A 15957-nucleotide genomic window follows, 5' to 3' on the forward strand; every position below is an offset into this window, starting at 1 on the left:
AGTTCGCGCACTAGCTCTTCGAACATCGTCGACGCGAGGCCCGAACGCGCTCTGGCGTTGAGATCACGAGCACGCGCGAGGCGGTCGGCGTACCGCGACCAGTCCGGGTCCGTCACGCCGACCGCCTCTCACATCAGGACGCGGGCACCGCCTGATACAGGTCGCCCACAGCGACCACAGCATCCCATGCCGCCGCGACGCGCGACGATGTCTCACGCCCGTTGACGCGAAGGTCGAGCAGTGCGTCGGCGAGCTGGCCCGCGAGGACAGGCGCTGCGAACGAAGTCCCGCTCCACAGCGCGAAGCCGCCCCGGAAGTCGTCCGGGTCGATCGACTCGCGCATTCCGTCCGCCGTACGCACCGTGGGAACCTCTGGCCCGTCGAACGTGGTCGGCATCGTGCTGAGCGACTTTGCCCCGGGGCGAACGGCCGTGACCCATGGCCCGTCGTTGGCGAAGTCCGCCAGCGTCCCGTTGGGGTTCGACGCCGTGACCGTGAGCAGCGGGGTGTAGTCCGCGACGAGGTCGCCAGGCACCTCAGGCACGACGGTTCCGCCAGGCACGCGGCGAACCGATGGCGCCCACGCCGCGGGGAAGACCGGTCGCGTCGAGCCGTCGTTCCCCGCCGACACGACCACGAGCAGGCCGGCCTCGCGCAGGTCGCGCAGGACTCCGCGGAGCACGCCGTCGTAGTCGTCCTGGTCGACCTCCTCGGGGTAGTAGCCGAACGGCAGGATCACGACGTCAACCGCGGCGCACGCTGCGTCGCCCGCGACCCCACGCAGATGGAAGTCGAGCAGCCGCTCGAGGCTGCGCGCGACGTCCCATTCGGTTGCCTCTCCAGTGCGGCCGGAGACGCGGACGGGCAAGATCACCGCGTCGGGGCAGACCTGGTGCACCACACCCGCGATAAACGTCCCGTGCCCTGAATACTCGCCGATCGTGCCCTCGGCAGTGCTGCCCGGCTCGGCGTCGCCATCGGGCTCGCGGTCGTCATACGTCCCGATGGGGGCGCCATCCAACATGACTCCGCGTGCGACCACCTGGTTGGGCGCGTCGAACCACGGGTGCTGCCCCACGCCGGTGTCCACGATCGCGACGACCGGACGCGCCACCCCATCGGCCGTTTTCCAAACGTCGCGATCAGCGTGGGCTCGGCGGGGCGCGGGCCCGACAAAGGTCGCCGGCTCCCGGGTTCCTCGACGCCGTGGGGCGTCCAGTTTCGGTGGCCCTGAAGCACGTGGTCCAGGCCTACCCGCGCGACCTCCTCCGACGCCCCGAGACCCCCGGCAACCTCGTCCAGCAGCTCCCAGGCGTCGACGTCGCCGCCCTCGACGTGGACCGCCGCACCTTGACGCGGCGTGCTCTGGCGAGCCTCGGCGACCGGCGCCTCGGTCACCCGCACCTCCAACCCCCGACGCCCCGCCGCCTCACGCACCGCCGCCACCAGCGCGTCGTCTGCCGCGCCGTCGGGCGCCGTCCGCACGATCAGCCGGTCCGCCACGTACCGCGTCGGAGCGACCCGCCGCGGGCGCCGAACCCGCGCCCGGACCGGATCCAGGTCACGTACCTCGTGGACGACGCCGTCGTGGTCGCGCAGGGTGCGGACGTGCCGGCCGAGTCGATGCTCCTCGGGCGTGCCGGGGTCGCCGGTGCCGGGCGGGATCTCGCTCACGGTGGTGCCTCTCGTTCAGGACGACGCTCGCCGCGTCGTCGCGTGCGGTGGTGAGGTGCGGTGCCGAGCGCGACGAGGCGCCGCACCGGGCGGATCAGGCCGCCCTCAGAGCTCGATGACGGGTGTGCTGACGGCGGGGCCGTCGTCGGGCCGGGCGACGAGGCTCGCGGGACCGGGCGCGACGGCGTCGAACGCGAACCGGCCGTCCTCGTCGGTCCGGGTCGTGACGACCTCGTCGTGCGGGCGATGGAGCTCGATGTCGACCTCTCCGGTCGGCGCGATCCAGCCGTCGATGCGGACCCCGTCCGGCCCGGGGGCCACGGTGATCATGACGGTGCGGGACGTCGACGTGAACGTGATGGTCCGCGCCTGCGTGGGTGCGGCCTCCGCGGCCCGCACGCCGGCGGCCTCGGGCATGCGCTCGAGGGTCATGAGCTCGGTCTCGAGCGCCGCGAGCGTCATCGCGAACAGCGACCGGTCGACGAGGTCGGGCGGCACGGGGTCCGCGAGCAGCGCGATGCGTCCGAGCGCGGCGAGCGTCGCCTCGTCGTTCGCGTCGAACGGCTCGTCTGGCGAGTACGGCGTGCTCATGCGTGCCTCCAGGTGTCGTCGGCGCCGCTCTCGTCGAGAAGCGTGCGCAGCTTGGCAAGGCAGCGGCCTCGCGTCGCTCCGATGCTGCCGACCGGCATGCCGATCGCCTCGGAGATGTACTTGTAGTCGGGTCGGTCTGCCAGCGAGACGAGCCGGAGGAGCTCCTTGCACCGGTCCGGGAGGTCCTGGAAGACGGTCCAGAGCGTCCGGTCGCGGTCGTTCGTCGCGACGACGGCGTCTGGTGCCGGGTCCGCCGACGGCACCTCGCGGTGCGCACCGGTCTCGGGGTCGGGCCCGTCGTGCAGCTCGGTGCGGTTCTTCTCGTCCCGCCGACGACGACGCACGGCCTCCCAGGCGCCGCGCCGCGCGGTCACGAGGAGCCACTTCAACACGGCGTGCGGCTCGGCGATCGTGTCCATGTGCCGGACGAGCGCCACCCAGGTGTCCTGGACGACGTCGTCGGCGGCCTGGGGCTCGACGCCCTGGGCGCGCACCGTGTGCCAGAGCAAGGGCGTCATCTCGCGGACGACCGCCTCGAGCGCCGCGGGTCTGCCCTCGCGGTACTCGAGCACCGCGTGCGCGGCCCGGTCCCCGAGGCTGACCTCGTCCGGGTCACGCACGGTCTTCTGCCTGCTCTCAGCCATCGCGCTACCGACGCCTCCCGGTCCGGTCGGTTCTCCGCTCAGATCGACGCTGACCTGCGGTTTCGACGATTCTACGAGGGCCCGGTCCGTACGGCGAGGAGCGAGCGGGCGATCTTCGACCATCACGCCACCACCTCTCACGTCGTCCTCGGCGCCTGCGCCGACCGTCTCGGCCTGCCGGACGGGTGCCCCGCTCCCCTCTGCCGCGGGGCGCCCGTCCCCCACCAAGGCGAGAGCGCCGCGGCGCCCTGGTGATACGGCCATCGAGAGTGACCTGGGTCACATTCGCGTTCTACGGGAGATCTCGTACATCGAGTCCGCGACGGTGGAAATCCCTCATACCGGACCGGATCGCCGCTGACCTAGCCTAGTAAGGCCCCCTGACAAAGGAGTTCACATGGACCTCACCCGCAACGCCGCGGGCCGTCGGCGCGTGCTCGGCGCCGCGGCCGCCGTCGCCCTCGGTGCCGCCGCAATGGCCGGCGCAGGCCTCCCCGCGACCGCCTCCCCGCTCGCCGGCAACGGCGCGCTCGCCGCCGCCACGACCGGCGGCAGCCAGTGGCTCACGGGCTACTGGCACAACTTCGACAACGGGTCCGGCACGATCCATCTCGCCGACGTCCCGTCTCAGTACAACCTCGTCGAGGTCGCGTTCGCCGACGCATCGGCCTCCTCCCCCGGCGGCATCGAGTTCAACCTCGCGACCACGGACTTCGGCGGCACCTACAGCGTCGACCAGTTCAAGGCCGACGTGCAGACCCTGCACGCCCAGGGCCGCAAGGTCGTCCTGTCCATCGGCGGGCAGAACGGCACCATCAACGTCACGAGCGCGACGCAGGCTGCCAACTTCGCGACCACCGCGTACGCCGTCCTGCAGGAGTACGGGTTCGACGGCGTCGACATCGACTTCGAGAACGGCATCGACGCGACCTACACGGCGAACGCGCTGCACACGCTCGCGTCGAAGGTCGGCCCGTCATTCATCCTGACGATGGCGCCCCAGACCATCGACTACCAGGCGACGTCGATGGCGTACTACCAGCTGACGCAGAACGTGAAGGACATCCTCACCGTCGTCAACACCCAGTACTACAACTCGGGCTCCATGCTCGGGGCCGACGGCAAGGTCTACTCCCAGGGCAGCGTCGACTTCGTCACCTCGCAGGCGGCGATCCTCCTCGACCAGCTCGGGCTGCGCCCCGACCAGGTCGGGCTCGGCTACCCCGCGACGTCGCAGGCGGCCGGAGGCGGCTACCAGACGACCGCCAACGTCATCGCGGCGCTCGACTGCCTCGAGAAGGGCACGAGCTGTGGCTCCTTCAAGCCGTCCAAGGCCTACGGCAAGCTCGGCGGAATCATGACGTGGTCGGTCAACTGGGACAAGACCAGCGGGTACGCGTTCGCCGACGCCGTCGGCACACGGCTCGCGACCGGCGGCGGCACCACGGACCCGACCGACCCGCCCACCGACCCGACCACCCCTCCGACGGACCCCACGACCCCGCCCACCGACCCCACGACGCCCCCGACCGACCCGACCACCCCGCCCACCGACCCCACGACCCCTCCGGCGGACTGCTCGGCGGCGGCATGGTCGTCGTCGACGGTGTACACGGGCGGGAACACCGTCTCGTACGGCGGCCAGGTCTATCAGGCGAAGTGGTGGACGCTCGGCGAGACCCCTGGTGCCGCCGAGTGGGGCCCCTGGGCGGTCGTCGGCACCTGCTGACACCCCTTCGCCGGCGGCGGGACCCGCCGCCGGCGACCGGCCCGACGAGGCCGGAGACCTCGGACGCTTCTCGCCTGGGTCTAGCACGGGTTGATCGCACGGTCCGCTTGGGCGACCGCCCGCACCTACCCCGCGAGTACCCCGCGAGAACGGGGTCTTCGCCCCGCGAGAACGCGGTCCGCGCCCGCCGGCTCGCGATGACGGGCGCGGAGCCCGTGTTCGGCACGAGACAGGGGTGCGGAACGACGAACGGCGCGGCCCCCGCGGGGGTCGCGCCGTTCGTCGTCGGGAAGGAAGTGGCCTGGATCAGGCCGCCTCCTCCTCGAGGAGCTTGGTCGTCCGGCTCTGGTCGAGCGGGATGCCGGGGCCCATCGTCGTCGTGACGGTCGCCTTCGTGATGTAGCGGCCCTTCGAGGACGACGGCTTCAGACGCAGGACCTCGTCCAGCGCGGCACCGTAGTTCTCGACGAGCTGCTCGTCCGAGAACGACACCTTGCCGATGATGAAGTGGAGGTTCGCGTGCTTGTCGACGCGGAACTCGATCTTGCCGCCCTTGATCTCCTCGACCGCCTTGGCGACGTCCATGGTCACCGTGCCGGTCTTGGGGTTCGGCATGAGGCCACGCGGGCCGAGCACGCGGCCCAGGCGACCGACCTTGCCCATGAGGTCGGGCGTCGCGACGGCGGCGTCGAAGTCCGTGCGGCCCTTCGCGACCTCGTCGATGAGCTCGTCGCCACCGACGATGTCCGCACCGGCGGCGCGGGCCTGCTCGGCCTTCTCACCGTTCGCGAACACGAGGACGCGGGCCGTCTTGCCGGTGCCGTGCGGGAGGTTCACCGTGCCGCGGACCATCTGGTCCGCCTTGCGCGGGTCGACACCGAGGCGGAACACGACCTCGACGGTCGCATCGTACTTGGTGGTCGACGTCTCCTTTGCGAGGCGGACGGCCTCGAGGGGGCGTAGAGGCGCGTGCGGTCGATCTTCTCGGCCGAGGCGCGGTACGCCTTGCTGTGCTGAGCCATTGCTGCTTCTCCTTGCAGTCGTGGTCGGTCGGGTCCGCCGACGGCGGTCCCTCCCACTGTTCTTCTGCTCTGTGGTGCTGCTTGCCGGCCGGGGCGTCAGCCCTGGACGGTGATGCCCATCGAGCGCGCGGTGCCTGCGATGATCTTCGCGGCGGCGTCGATGTCGTTGGCGTTGAGGTCCTCGAGCTTGGTCTGCGCGATCTCGCGGACCTGGTCCGCGCTGATCGAGGCGACCTTGACCGAGTGGGGCGTGCTCGAGCCCTTGTCGACGCCCGCGGCCTTCTTGATGAGCTCGGCAGCCGGCGGCGTCTTGGTGATGAACGTGAACGAGCGGTCCTCGTACACCGTGATCTCGACGGGGACCACGTTGCCGCGCTGCGACTCGGTCGCCGCGTTGTAGGCCTTGCAGAACTCCATGATGTTCACGCCGTGCTGACCCAGGGCGGGGCCGATCGGCGGGGCCGGCGTGGCTGCGCCGGCCTGGATCTGGAGCTTGATGAGGCCGGAGACCTTCTTCTTGGGAGGCATGTCGCACTCCTCGCTTTCTGTTCGTGGGCCGACGCCATGGGCGATGACCCGGTTGCAGTGCTGTCGTCGCGCCTGTCAGCCACCGGTCCTGGACCGGCCCGACGGGCTGCGGGAACTCAGATCTTGGCGACCTGGTTGAACGACAGCTCGACCGGGGTCTCCCGGCCGAAGATCGAGACGAGCACCTTGAGCTTCTGGCTCTCGGCGTTGATCTCGGAGATCGTGGCGGGCAGCGTGTCGAACGGACCGTCGGTGACGGTCACGGACTCGCCGACCTCGAAGTCGACCGCGATCGGCGTCGCGGCCTGGGCGCCGCCACCGGCGGCGGCGCGCGCACCGGCCTCGGGCTTCGGAGCCAGGGACGGGGCGAGCATCGAGAACACCTCGTCCGACGTCAGCGGGACCGGCTGGTGGGTGTGGCCCACGAAGCCCGTGACGCCCGGCGTGTGGCGCACGGCACCCCACGACTCGTCGGTGAGGTCCATGCGCACGAGCACGTAGCCCGGGATGCGCACGCGGCGCACCGTCTTCTTCTGCGCGTTCTTGATCTCGGTGACCTCTTCCATGGGCACCTCGATCTGGAAGATGAAGTCCTCCATGTTGAGGCTCTGGATGCGGGTCTCCAGGTTGGTCTTCACCCGGTTCTCGTAGCCTGCGTACGAGTGGATGACGTACCAGTCGCCGAGCTGGGTCCGCAGCTCGCGCTTGAAGGCCTCGACCGGGTCCTCCTCGGCCTCAGCCTCGGAAGCAGCGTCCTCGTCCTCGACCTCGTCGGTCTCGGGGGCCGCGTCGGCCTCGACGGTCTCGCCCTCGGTCACCTCGACCTCGGCCTCCGGCGCAGCGTCGGGCGTGACATCGGACGCGGCGTCGGCGAAGGGGAGAGCTCCTCCGCGTGGTCCTGCGACTCCTGGGACACGAGCGAACCTGCTTTCGTTGGCGTTGCCGGCGACGGCGTAGGGGTGTGCTTCAGACGACGGGTGCTGGCGTCAGTCGCCGAACACCAGCAGCACGAGCTTGCCGATCCCGAAGTCCAGCAGCGTCACGAACGCCATGATCGCCGCCACGAAGACGATGACCACGGCCGTGTACGTGAAGAGCTCCGAGCGAGTCGGTGTGTGGACCTTCTTGAGCTCGGCGATGACCTGCCGCACGAAGAGGGCGATCCGGCCGAAGAACCCGCGCTTGTCGGACGACGCCGAGCGCTTCTTCGCAGCCGGAGCGCTGGCGCTCACGGACTCCGACGGCGATTCGCTCACTTCGTTCCCAACTGTCAGGTCCAACGACGGACACGCACCTCGTGCGTCGTGCAGGGCAGACAGGACTCGAACCTGCAACCTGCGGTTTTGGAGACCGCTGCGCTACCAATTGCGCCACTGCCCTTCGTGGAGTTCCTCCACCAGGGCGCACTCCGAGAAGCACCTCCGACGAGGGGTTCACGGGGCACGTCCCGGATCATGCGTCTCGCGCCCTCGGGCACGACCCAGCATGGCGGAAGTCAACCACCGGAGCCCTACTCTACGCGACGCCGGGCGGTGGGTCGAACTCGTCCGGGGTGGCAGCATGCGGACATGGCCTCCGACCCCGGGATCCGGGCGCTGCCGCTGCGCGAGCGCCCCTTCGACATCGGCTTCGCGCTCGTCTTCAGCGCGTTCACGATCACCTCGATCATCAGCGACATGCTGCCGACGCTCGGCGTCGACATCTCGCACCCGTCCTCCAACCCGATCGTCAACAGCAACTACTGGTACGCGCACGACACCGACCCGCTGTTCATGCACCCGCCCACCTGGATGCGGATCTGCACCGGCCTGTCGGCGTTCGTGTACCTGCCGTTCTACGTGCTGCTCGTGATCGCGCTGATCCGGGGCTGGCAGTGGATCCAGCTCCCGGCGGTGATCTACGCGACCATGATCGTGACGCTCACCGGGATCGTGATCTTCGGCGTCGAGCTGTTCGGCGAGCCCGAGTGGGTGACGCCGCGGCCCGGCAAGTTCCTCGCGTTCAACGTCCCGTACGTCCTGCTGCCCCTGCTGCTCCTCGTGCGGATGCGCAAGCCCGACCCGTTCTCGCGGCGCTTCTGAGCAGCGGGCCGCAGCGGCCGCGAACAGCACCCCAACGTTTGCCTCGCTGAAACCGTGCAGTAACGAAGCACCGGCACGCTGGGAGCCACGCACCACCGCTGCGCCAACGGCGTCGAGTCGGCTCACCGTCGAGCATCAGCCCCCGACGGGACCGACGCGAAGAGGACGCCATGAGCCGTGCACTGACGCCCATCCTGATCGACCTGACCGACCGGACCCTCGCGAGCGCCGCTGCCCGGAGGCTGCGCGGGCTCGGCTTCCCGGCGGCCGCGCGCGCCGACGACGCGCCCGACGCTCCGCCGCTCCCCCGCCATCCCTCGTTGGTCGTGGCGGACCCCCACACCGCCGTCGACCTGTGGGACGACGACGGAGGGCTCGGTCCCGGCGTCGACGTGGTGGGCCGGACCGCGCTCGAGCACCACGACCTCGTCGTCGCGCACGTCCTGCGCCGCGCCCCCGAGCTCGCCCCGGCGCCACGGCCGCGGGCCGACGAGCCGGCGAGCCCCGCCGAGCTGGTCGCCGCGATCGAGCCGTTCGTCACGGACGGCGACGGACCGGGACCGGCCGGCGGCCGCTGGACGGTCCTGGTGGTCCGCGCGTTCGAGCTGCCGCGGGTCGCGCAGCGTTACGGTCCCGCGGTCGCGGACCGCCTCGCCGACCACCTGCTTCAGTGCGTCGACGACGACCTCCCGGGTGTCCACCCGGTGGGCTTCACGGCGTCGCGCGACCTCGTCGTCGTCCTCGACCGCCAGCGCGTGGGCCGCATGTCGCGGCGCCTCGAACGACTCGGGACCATGCTCGCGCGTCGCCGGTACGGCAGTGACGTCACCGGCGAGCCGCAGGCGGACGCCCTCTCGCTCACCCCGCTGCTCGGGTACGCCTCGCTGCGCCGCGGCGCCCGGCGGGCGCTCGCCGGCGCGCTCGCGGCCACCGACCTGTCCGCCGGGAGGCTCGACCTCGAGCCCACCAAGGCGCCCGACATCCTCACCGGGGCGCAGGTGCGTGCGCTGCTCGACGAACCCGAGCCGCCCGAGCTGCCGTCGGCGCCCTCGCCCACGACGTTCCCCGGCCACCTCGTCCACGTCGTCGGCGAGGCCGTCGCGCGCACCCGGCAGCAGGTCCGCGAGACGCTCGCGTGGACCCGCCGCCCCGGTGTCCGGCTCGCCTGGCAGGCCGTCGGCACCTTCGCCGTCGGGACGCTCGTGCCGTACCTCGCCTACGTGACGTTCGACCGTGCCGGGTTCGACCTCACGGCTCTCACCTACGCCCTCGTGGTCGCGGCGCTCGTCGTCACGACGGTCGCGATCGTCGCGGAGAGCATGCTCGCCGTGCAGGAGGACCCGCTCGACGGTGTCCCCGAGCCCGACACCTGGCCCCGGGTCAGCGCGGTGATCGCCGCCTACCTGCCCAACGAGTCGGCGACCGTCGAGTCCACGCTCGCCGCGTTCCGGCGCCTCGACTACCCCGGCGAGCTCCAGGTGGTCCTCGCCTACAACACGCCGCAGGACCTCCCGGTCGAGGACGCCCTGCGCGCCGTCGCGGCCGCGGACCCGCGCGTCGAGCTGCTGCGCGTCGACGGGTCGACGTCCAAGGCGCAGAACGTCAACGCGGCCCTGCAGATCGCGACGGGCGAGGTGGTCGGCGTGTTCGACGCCGACCACCACCCCGGACCCGGCGGCTTCCAGCGGGCGGTCCGGTGGATCCGGGCGGGCTACGACGTCGTGCAGGGGCACTGCGTGGTCCGCAACGGTGACGCGTCGGGCCTGGCGAGCGTCGTCGCCGTGGAGTTCGAGTCCATCTACGCCGTCTCCCACCCGGGCCGCGCCCGGCTCCACGGGTTCGGCATCTTCGGCGGGTCGAACGGGTTCTGGCGGGCCGACGTCCTCCGGTCGGTCCGGATGCGGCCCCGGATGCTCACCGAGGACATCGACGCGTCGATGCGCGCGCTCGAGTCCGGCGCGCGCATCGCGTCCGACCCGCGGCTCACGTCCTACGAGCTCGCGACGACGACCGTCCCGCAGCTCACCGCCCAGCGTCTGCGGTGGGCGCAGGGCTGGCTGCAGGTGTCGGTCACCCACCTGCGCTCGCTGCTCGCCTCGCCCCGCCTGACCGTGCGCCAGAAGATCGGGGCCACGTACCTGCTCGGCTGGCGCGAGGTCTACCCCTGGATCTCGCTGCAGATCCTGCCGATCCTCGTCTTCGCGATGACCCACGGCGTCGGTGGGTCGAAGAGCTGGTTCATCTCGCTGTTCGTCCTCACGACGGTCGCCACCACGCTCGTCGGACCGCTGCAGACCCTCATGGCGTACGTGCTGGGCGAACCCTCCGTCCGGGCCCACCCGGGGTGGTTCTGGCGGTACCTGCTGTGGGCGATGGTCTACACCGAGTTCAAGAGCGCCCTCACCCGCATCGCGCACCTCAAGGAGCTCACGCGCGAGCGCGTCTGGCGGGTCACGCCGCGCGACGTCCGCGCCACCGCGACCGGCGCCGTCGGCCCGCGCCCCCTCCCCGCGAAGGCGGCCTGACATGACCACTCCCGACGCCCGACCGCCGCGCCTCGAGGACACCGTCCTGCGCGACCCCTCCGCCGCGCTGCCCGTGAGCGACGCGCCGCCCCGGATCGACAAGCAGCGCGCCGTCCCCGGCAACACCGGCACCCGATTCGAGGACCTCGAGGGCTACCGCGGGCTCGCCGCGCTCGGCATCGTCGTCTTCCACGCGTACCAGTTCTGCCGGGCCGGCACGTCGTCCTCGTACGCGTACCAGGACACGTGGGGCTACCACGTGCTCCTCAACCTCGACGGGCTCGTGAGCATGTTCCTCGTGCTCTCGGCGTTCCTCCTGTTCCTGCCGATCGCCCGCAAGGTGCTCGCGGGCCAGGACCCGGGATCGTGGCGACTCTTCGCGACGCGGCGCGCGCTCCGGATCCTGCCGCTGTACTGGGTGGCGATCCTCGTCGTCTGGGCCTACCGGAACCCCACGCTCCCCGGCAACTGGCAGGACCTCGTCGAGCACCTCACGTTCACCCAGATCTTCGACCGCGAGCGGATCTTCTACACGATCGGGCCCGCGTGGTCGCTCGCGGTCGAGGTGTTCTTCTACGCGTTCCTGGTCGTCCTGCTCGCGGTCTACGGCCGGGTCCGGGCGCACGAGCGCTCGCCCCGCGTCCGACGCGCGCTCGTCTGGGCGCCCGTCGTCGGGGTGGGCGTGGCGTCGCTCGCCTACCAGGGCTGGGCGCTCGTCACGCACGTGCCGTCGACGCACTACGAGGTCTGGTTCAACCCGCTCGCCAAGGGGACCGTGTTCGTCGGCGGGATGGTGCTCGCGCTCGCAATGATCGCCTGGAACAGCGGGCACGCGGCGCTCCCGCTGCCGCCGCGCGCGCTGTGGGCGCTCCGGCTCGGAGCGCTCGCGCTGCTCGTCTGGGGGTGCGCGATCCGGACCGAGTCCGCGGCGTCGTCCCTGTGGTGGCAGCAGCTCTCCACGGTCGCGTTCGTCCTCCTGCTCGCGTCGTCGGTCCTCGCTCCGACGACGGCGCGCTGGCGGCGCTGGATGGCGTCCTCCGTCCTCGTGTGGTGCGGCCTGATCTCCTACTCGGTGTACCTGTGGCACGAGCCCGTGCTCCTGTACCTCGACGCGCACGGCCGGCTCTCCCACGACCAGTCGGCCTTCCCCTTCGTCGCCCTCACGCTGCTCGTCGTGGCGGTCCCGGTGGGCTGGCTCAGCTACTGGGCGATCGAGTACCCCGTCGGGCGGCTGCGCCTCCTGAGGACGCCCGGCGGAGCCAAGCGCAGCTTCTACCCGAGCGCGCGGCTGTTCGCGCCCGAGGAGGAGGGCCGGGGCTGAGAGTGCGAGACTGCCCGGGTGCGAGACCTCGCCGCCTTGCCCAAGGCCCACCTGCACCTGCACTTCACGGGCTCGATGCGGCCGTCGACGCTGCTCGACCTCGCCGAGCGGTACCGCGTCCGGCTGCCGCCCGCGCTGCTCGACGCCGACCCGCTCCGGGTGCCGTCGACCGAGCGCGGCTGGTTCCGGTTCCAGCGCCTCTACGACGCGGCCCGCGCCTGCGTGCGCTCGGGCGACGACATGCGGCGGATCGTCGACGAGGCGGCCGAGGACGACGCCGCGGAGGGCTCGGGGCGGCTCGAGATCCAGGTCGACCCGACGTCGTACGCGCCGTTCCTCGGCGGCATCACACCCGCCGTCGAGCTCGTCCTGGACGCTGCGCGCGAGGCGTCGGCCCGGCACGGGCTCGAGGTCGCCGTCGTGGTCGCGGCCTCGCGGCTCAAGCACCCGCTCGACGCGCGGACCCTCGCCCGCCTGGCGACGCGGTACGCGGGCGACAGGCCCGGGCAGGTCGTCGGGTTCGGGCTGTCGAACGACGAGCGCCGCGGCGACACGCAGGAGTTCGCGCACGCGTTCCGGATCGCCGCCCGGGCGGGGCTGGCGTCCGTCCCGCACGGGGGCGAGCTGCTCGGCCCGGCGCACGTGAGCGAGGTCGTGGGGGCGCTGCGTCCCGACCGCCTCGGGCACGGCGTGCGCTCCGCCGAGGACCCGGCGCTCCTGGCCGGGCTCGTGGAGGCCGGCGTCGCGCTCGAGGTCTGTCCGGCCTCCAACGTGTCGCTCGGCGTCTACGAGGACCTGGGCGACGTGCCGCTCCCCTCGCTCGTCGCCGCCGGCGCGACCGTCGCGCTCGGCGCCGACGACCCCCTGCTCTTCCGGTCGCGGCTCGTCGACCAGTACGAGACCGCCCGGCACGTCCACGGCTTCGACGACGACGCCCTCGCGGACCTCGCGCGGGCGTCGGTCCGGGCCAGCCGCGCGTCGGGGGCCACGAAGCGCCGCCTCCTCGCGGGCGTCGACACGTGGCTCGCGCAGGACCCCGCAGACGAAGGGACCCCCGATGAGCGACCTCCCGCGACTCGAGATCGACCCCGCCTCCCCGACACCGCCGTTCGAGCAGCTGCGACGCCAGGTCGTCGCGCACGTCGAGGCCGGGCGCCTCGCGCCGGGCGACAAGCTGCCGCCGATCCGGGGTCTCGCCACGGACCTCGGCCTCGCGGCCGGGACCGTGGCCCGCGCCTACCGGGAGCTCGAGGCCGAGGGCGTCGTCGTGACCCGGCGACGCGCGGGGACGGTCGTCGCCGACGCCGCGCTCGCCGTCACGACCCGGGTGCAGCGCGCGGCGGCCGACCTGGCCGCCGTCGCGCACGAGGCGGGGCTGGACGACGGGGCGGTCGTCGACATCGTCCGCGCCGCCCTGCGCTCTCGTTGACCCGCCCGCGGGGTCCCGGCGGGGCATGGACGAGCCGGGACGCCGCTGCGCACGTTCTGTAACGATTCGGGTGCCACCTGGGCCGTAGCCGCGGCCGTGGCACGGGAGACGGCCGCTCCCGTACCAGAATGGGTCTCCGGCCTGCGCCCACGACGCACGCCGGAAGAGGAGGAGGGGGCATGCGTCCGACCACGACGCGCACGGGCACCACGCGAGGGCACGTCCGTGCCCGGCTGATCGCGCTCGGCGCCACCGGTCTGGCCGTCGCGCTCGTCGCGGCCGGCTGCGGCACGGGCAGCACGCCGACGCCGCAGGCGCCGGTCGTCACGTCCGCGTCCCCGGCCGGCTCACCGACCGAGACCCCGGACACGTCGAGCTCCCCCACGGACTCCGCGACTCCGTCGGACGCCACGCCGTCGGGCGACGGGTCGACCGAGCCCACGCCGACCACGGGGAGCACGTCGAGCCCCACGAAGGGCGCGACCCCGAGCACCGCCCCGTCGAGCGACGGCAAGGGCAGCAAGGACAAGGGCGGCGAGGACAAGCCGAAGAGCACCGAGCACGCCGACCTGCGGTCCGGCGACCACGGCGCGCGCGTGAAGAAGCTGCAGCAGCAGCTCCTCGACGCCGGCTACTGGCTCCCGTCGGCCGACGGCTCGTTCGGGCCGTCCACCCTCCAGGCCGTCTGGGCCGTGCAGAAGGCGGCGGGGCTCCAGCGGGACGGCGTCGTCGGGAAGATGACCCGGCAGGCGATCGAGAAGGGCGTACGCCCGACGGCGCGCACGCACCACGGGCACGTGATCGAGGTCGACCTCACCAAGCAGCTCGTCCTCATGGTCGACGACGGCCACGTGAGCACGATCCTCAACGCGTCGTCCGGCAGCGGGAAGCCCTTCAAGGACAAGGACGGCCACCAGTACGTCGCCCACACGCCCACCGGCACCTACCGGATGGGCCGCCAGCACGACGGCATGTACACGTCGAACCTCGGCCTCGGCACGATGTGGCGACCCAAGTTCTTCAACGGCGGCATCGCGCTGCACGGGCTGGGCTTCGACGTGCCGCCGTACCCCGCGTCGCACGGGTGCGTGCGCATCTCCAATCCCGCGATGGACTGGGTGTGGTCGACGAACAAGGCGCCGCAGGGCACCCAGGTGACGGTCTACCGCTGATCAGAGGCTGACGCCGACCAGCACCGGCTCGGGCTCGAGCTCGATGCCGAACCGCTCGCGGACGCCGTCGCGCACGGCGCGCGCGAGGGCCACGAGGTCCGCGGCGGTCGCGCCGCCGCGGTTCGTCAGGGCGAGCGTGTGCCGCGTCGACAGCCGCGCCGGGCTCGCCTCGCCCGCGACCCCGAACCCCTTGCCGAAGCCCGCGTGCTCGATGAGCCACGCGGCCGACGTCTTGACGAGCGTCGGGTCCACGGCGCCGAGGCTCGGGCCCGTGCTCACGGCGGGCAACGGGGACCGCACCTCGAACCGGGGCGCTCCCTCCGGCAGGTCGTCCGCGACCGAGGCGGGGACGACCGGGTTGGTGAAGAACGAGCCGGCGCTCCAACGGTCGTGGTCGGGCTCCCCGACGAGCCGGCCACCCTGCACCGCCGGGTCGAGGAGCATGCCCTTGCCTCCGCGCAGCTCGAGGACGGCGGCGCGCACGTCGGCGCTCGGCGCCCGCTCACCGACGTCGACACCGAGCCGGCGCGCGAGCTCCGCGTACGCCACGGGCGCGGACAGAGTCCCCAGCCGGAGCTGCATCGACACGTCGAGCACCACGTACCGGGGTGACGGGTACCAGGGGCGCGGGGGTCGTCGTCGGAGTCGCCGACGTACCCCGCCAGGCCCAGGTGCATCGACCGCTTGAGCCGGGACGTGCGGTAGCCGAAGCCCAGCTCGCCGTTCGCGAACGTGCGGACACAGTTCTCGCCGCGGTCCCAGACGCGGACCGTCGAGATCACGCCCGCGACCTCCTGGCCGTAGGCGCCGACGTTCTGGACGGGCGCGGCGCCGAGCGTCCCCGGGATGCCGGAGAGCGCCTCGATCCCCACCCAGCCGGCGTCGATCGCCTGCACGACGACGTCGTCCCAGGGGTGCCCGGCCGGGCCGCTCATGCTCGCGCCGCCGCACGTGTCCTCCGACTCGACGCGGAGCCCCGTGCGCACGTCCTTCACGACGACGCCGCTGAAGCCCTCGTCCGCGACGAGCAGGTTGGAGCCGCCACCGAGCACGAGCAGGGGCTCGCCGGCGTCGTCGGCGGACCGCACGACGTCGATCAGCTCGGCCTCGGTCGACGTCTCGACGTACGTGTCGACGTCACCGCCGACGCGCAGCGTGGTGAGGTCCGCCAGCGTCGGCTGGGTGTCGGGCCGGGAGAGTGCGGAGACCGCGGGGGCGGCGGGCGAGTCGGGCACCCGACC

13 protein-coding genes, 1 tRNA gene and 3 pseudogenes are annotated in these 15957 nt (G+C 72.3%); 8 read left to right on the top strand and 9 right to left on the bottom strand.

All coding sequences use genetic code 11. From position 1 onward, the window contains the following. Positions 1 to 133: 133 nt before the first annotated feature. Positions 134 to 1114, bottom strand: a complete 981-nt coding sequence (locus tag QQK45_RS02440; RefSeq protein ID WP_284291868.1) for a S8 family peptidase — start codon at positions 1112 to 1114, stop codon at positions 134 to 136. A gap of 110 nt (positions 1115 to 1224) precedes the next feature. Between QQK45_RS02440 and QQK45_RS02445 the strand changes: the two genes are divergently transcribed. Then, complete coding sequence (locus QQK45_RS02445) at positions 1225 to 1728, top strand: hypothetical protein (RefSeq protein ID WP_284291869.1); 504 nt, start codon at positions 1225 to 1227, stop codon at positions 1726 to 1728. Between the two features lie 51 nt (positions 1729 to 1779). Here QQK45_RS02445 and QQK45_RS02450 read toward each other — a convergent pair whose 3' ends face one another. Together QQK45_RS02450 and QQK45_RS02455 are read right to left on the bottom strand one after the other, a co-directional pair. Continuing rightward, complete coding sequence (locus QQK45_RS02450; RefSeq protein ID WP_284291870.1) at positions 1780 to 2265, bottom strand: carboxypeptidase-like regulatory domain-containing protein; 486 nt, start codon at positions 2263 to 2265, stop codon at positions 1780 to 1782. After that, positions 2262 to 2909 (bottom strand): RNA polymerase sigma factor, encoded by a 648-nt coding sequence (locus tag QQK45_RS02455; protein WP_284291871.1) that lies wholly within the window; start codon positions 2907 to 2909, stop codon positions 2262 to 2264. Before QQK45_RS02455 ends, QQK45_RS02450 begins: the two co-directional genes overlap by 4 nt. Before the next feature lie 397 nt (positions 2910 to 3306). Here QQK45_RS02455 and QQK45_RS02460 point away from each other — a divergent pair, with 397 nt between their 5' ends. Continuing rightward, positions 3307 to 4638, top strand: coding sequence for a glycosyl hydrolase family 18 protein (locus QQK45_RS02460; protein WP_284291872.1), 1332 nt, complete (start codon positions 3307 to 3309; stop codon positions 4636 to 4638). A 306-nt stretch (positions 4639 to 4944) separates the two neighbouring features. Here the strand turns inward: QQK45_RS02460 and rplA are convergent. The 5 genes and pseudogenes from rplA to QQK45_RS02485 all read right to left on the bottom strand — a co-directional run bounded on the left by rplA (position 4945) and on the right by QQK45_RS02485 (position 7568). Then, a pseudogene (gene rplA / locus QQK45_RS02465) lies at positions 4945 to 5660 on the bottom strand (50S ribosomal protein L1). A 96-nt stretch (positions 5661 to 5756) separates the two neighbouring features. Beyond that, complete coding sequence (gene rplK / locus QQK45_RS02470; RefSeq protein WP_284291873.1) at positions 5757 to 6188, bottom strand: 50S ribosomal protein L11; 432 nt, start codon at positions 6186 to 6188, stop codon at positions 5757 to 5759. A gap of 116 nt (positions 6189 to 6304) precedes the next feature. Further along, positions 6305 to 7006 (bottom strand): transcription termination/antitermination protein NusG, encoded by a 702-nt coding sequence (gene nusG, locus QQK45_RS02475; protein WP_284291874.1) that lies wholly within the window; start codon positions 7004 to 7006, stop codon positions 6305 to 6307. A gap of 168 nt (positions 7007 to 7174) precedes the next feature. Next, on the bottom strand, positions 7175 to 7420 hold the full coding sequence (gene secE / locus QQK45_RS02480) for a preprotein translocase subunit SecE (protein ID WP_284291875.1): 246 nt from the start codon (positions 7418 to 7420) through the stop codon (positions 7175 to 7177). Positions 7421 to 7495: 75 nt separating this feature from the next. Then, a tRNA-Trp gene (locus QQK45_RS02485) sits at positions 7496 to 7568 on the bottom strand. Between the two features lie 188 nt (positions 7569 to 7756). On the opposite strand from QQK45_RS02485, the gene QQK45_RS02490 reads away from it, so the two are divergent. The 6 genes and pseudogenes from QQK45_RS02490 (at position 7757) to QQK45_RS02515 (ending at position 14716) form a co-directional block, all read left to right on the top strand. After that, positions 7757 to 8269: an EXPERA domain-containing protein gene (locus QQK45_RS02490; RefSeq protein ID WP_284291877.1), complete on the top strand. Its 513-nt coding sequence runs from the start codon at positions 7757 to 7759 to the stop codon at positions 8267 to 8269. 170 nt (positions 8270 to 8439) lie between these two features. After that, entirely contained in the window at positions 8440 to 10794 is a 2355-nt protein-coding gene (locus QQK45_RS02495) for a glycosyltransferase family 2 protein (RefSeq protein WP_284291879.1), read from the top strand. A gap of 1 nt (position 10795) precedes the next feature. Next, on the top strand, positions 10796 to 12115 hold the full coding sequence (locus tag QQK45_RS02500; protein WP_284291881.1) for an acyltransferase family protein: 1320 nt from the start codon (positions 10796 to 10798) through the stop codon (positions 12113 to 12115). Positions 12116 to 12133: 18 nt separating this feature from the next. Continuing rightward, positions 12134 to 13153: pseudogene (locus tag QQK45_RS02505) on the top strand (adenosine deaminase); the annotation flags it as partial. A 19-nt stretch (positions 13154 to 13172) separates the two neighbouring features. After that, on the top strand, positions 13173 to 13544 hold the full coding sequence (locus QQK45_RS02510; protein ID WP_284294915.1) for a GntR family transcriptional regulator: 372 nt from the start codon (positions 13173 to 13175) through the stop codon (positions 13542 to 13544). 179 nt (positions 13545 to 13723) lie between these two features. Next, the gene (locus tag QQK45_RS02515; RefSeq protein WP_284291883.1) at positions 13724 to 14716 is read left to right on the top strand and encodes a L,D-transpeptidase family protein; all 993 of its coding nucleotides are present in this window, start codon (positions 13724 to 13726) and stop codon (positions 14714 to 14716) included. On the opposite strand, the pseudogene QQK45_RS02520 reads toward QQK45_RS02515, so the two are convergent. After that, positions 14717 to 15951 (bottom strand): annotated as a pseudogene (locus QQK45_RS02520) (UDP-N-acetylmuramate dehydrogenase). Positions 15952 to 15957: the final 6 nt, after the last annotated feature.

Origin of the sequence: Luteimicrobium album, assembly GCF_030161555.1 — a bacterium.
In the GTDB taxonomy this organism is placed as follows: domain Bacteria; phylum Actinomycetota; class Actinomycetes; order Actinomycetales; family Cellulomonadaceae; genus Luteimicrobium; species Luteimicrobium album.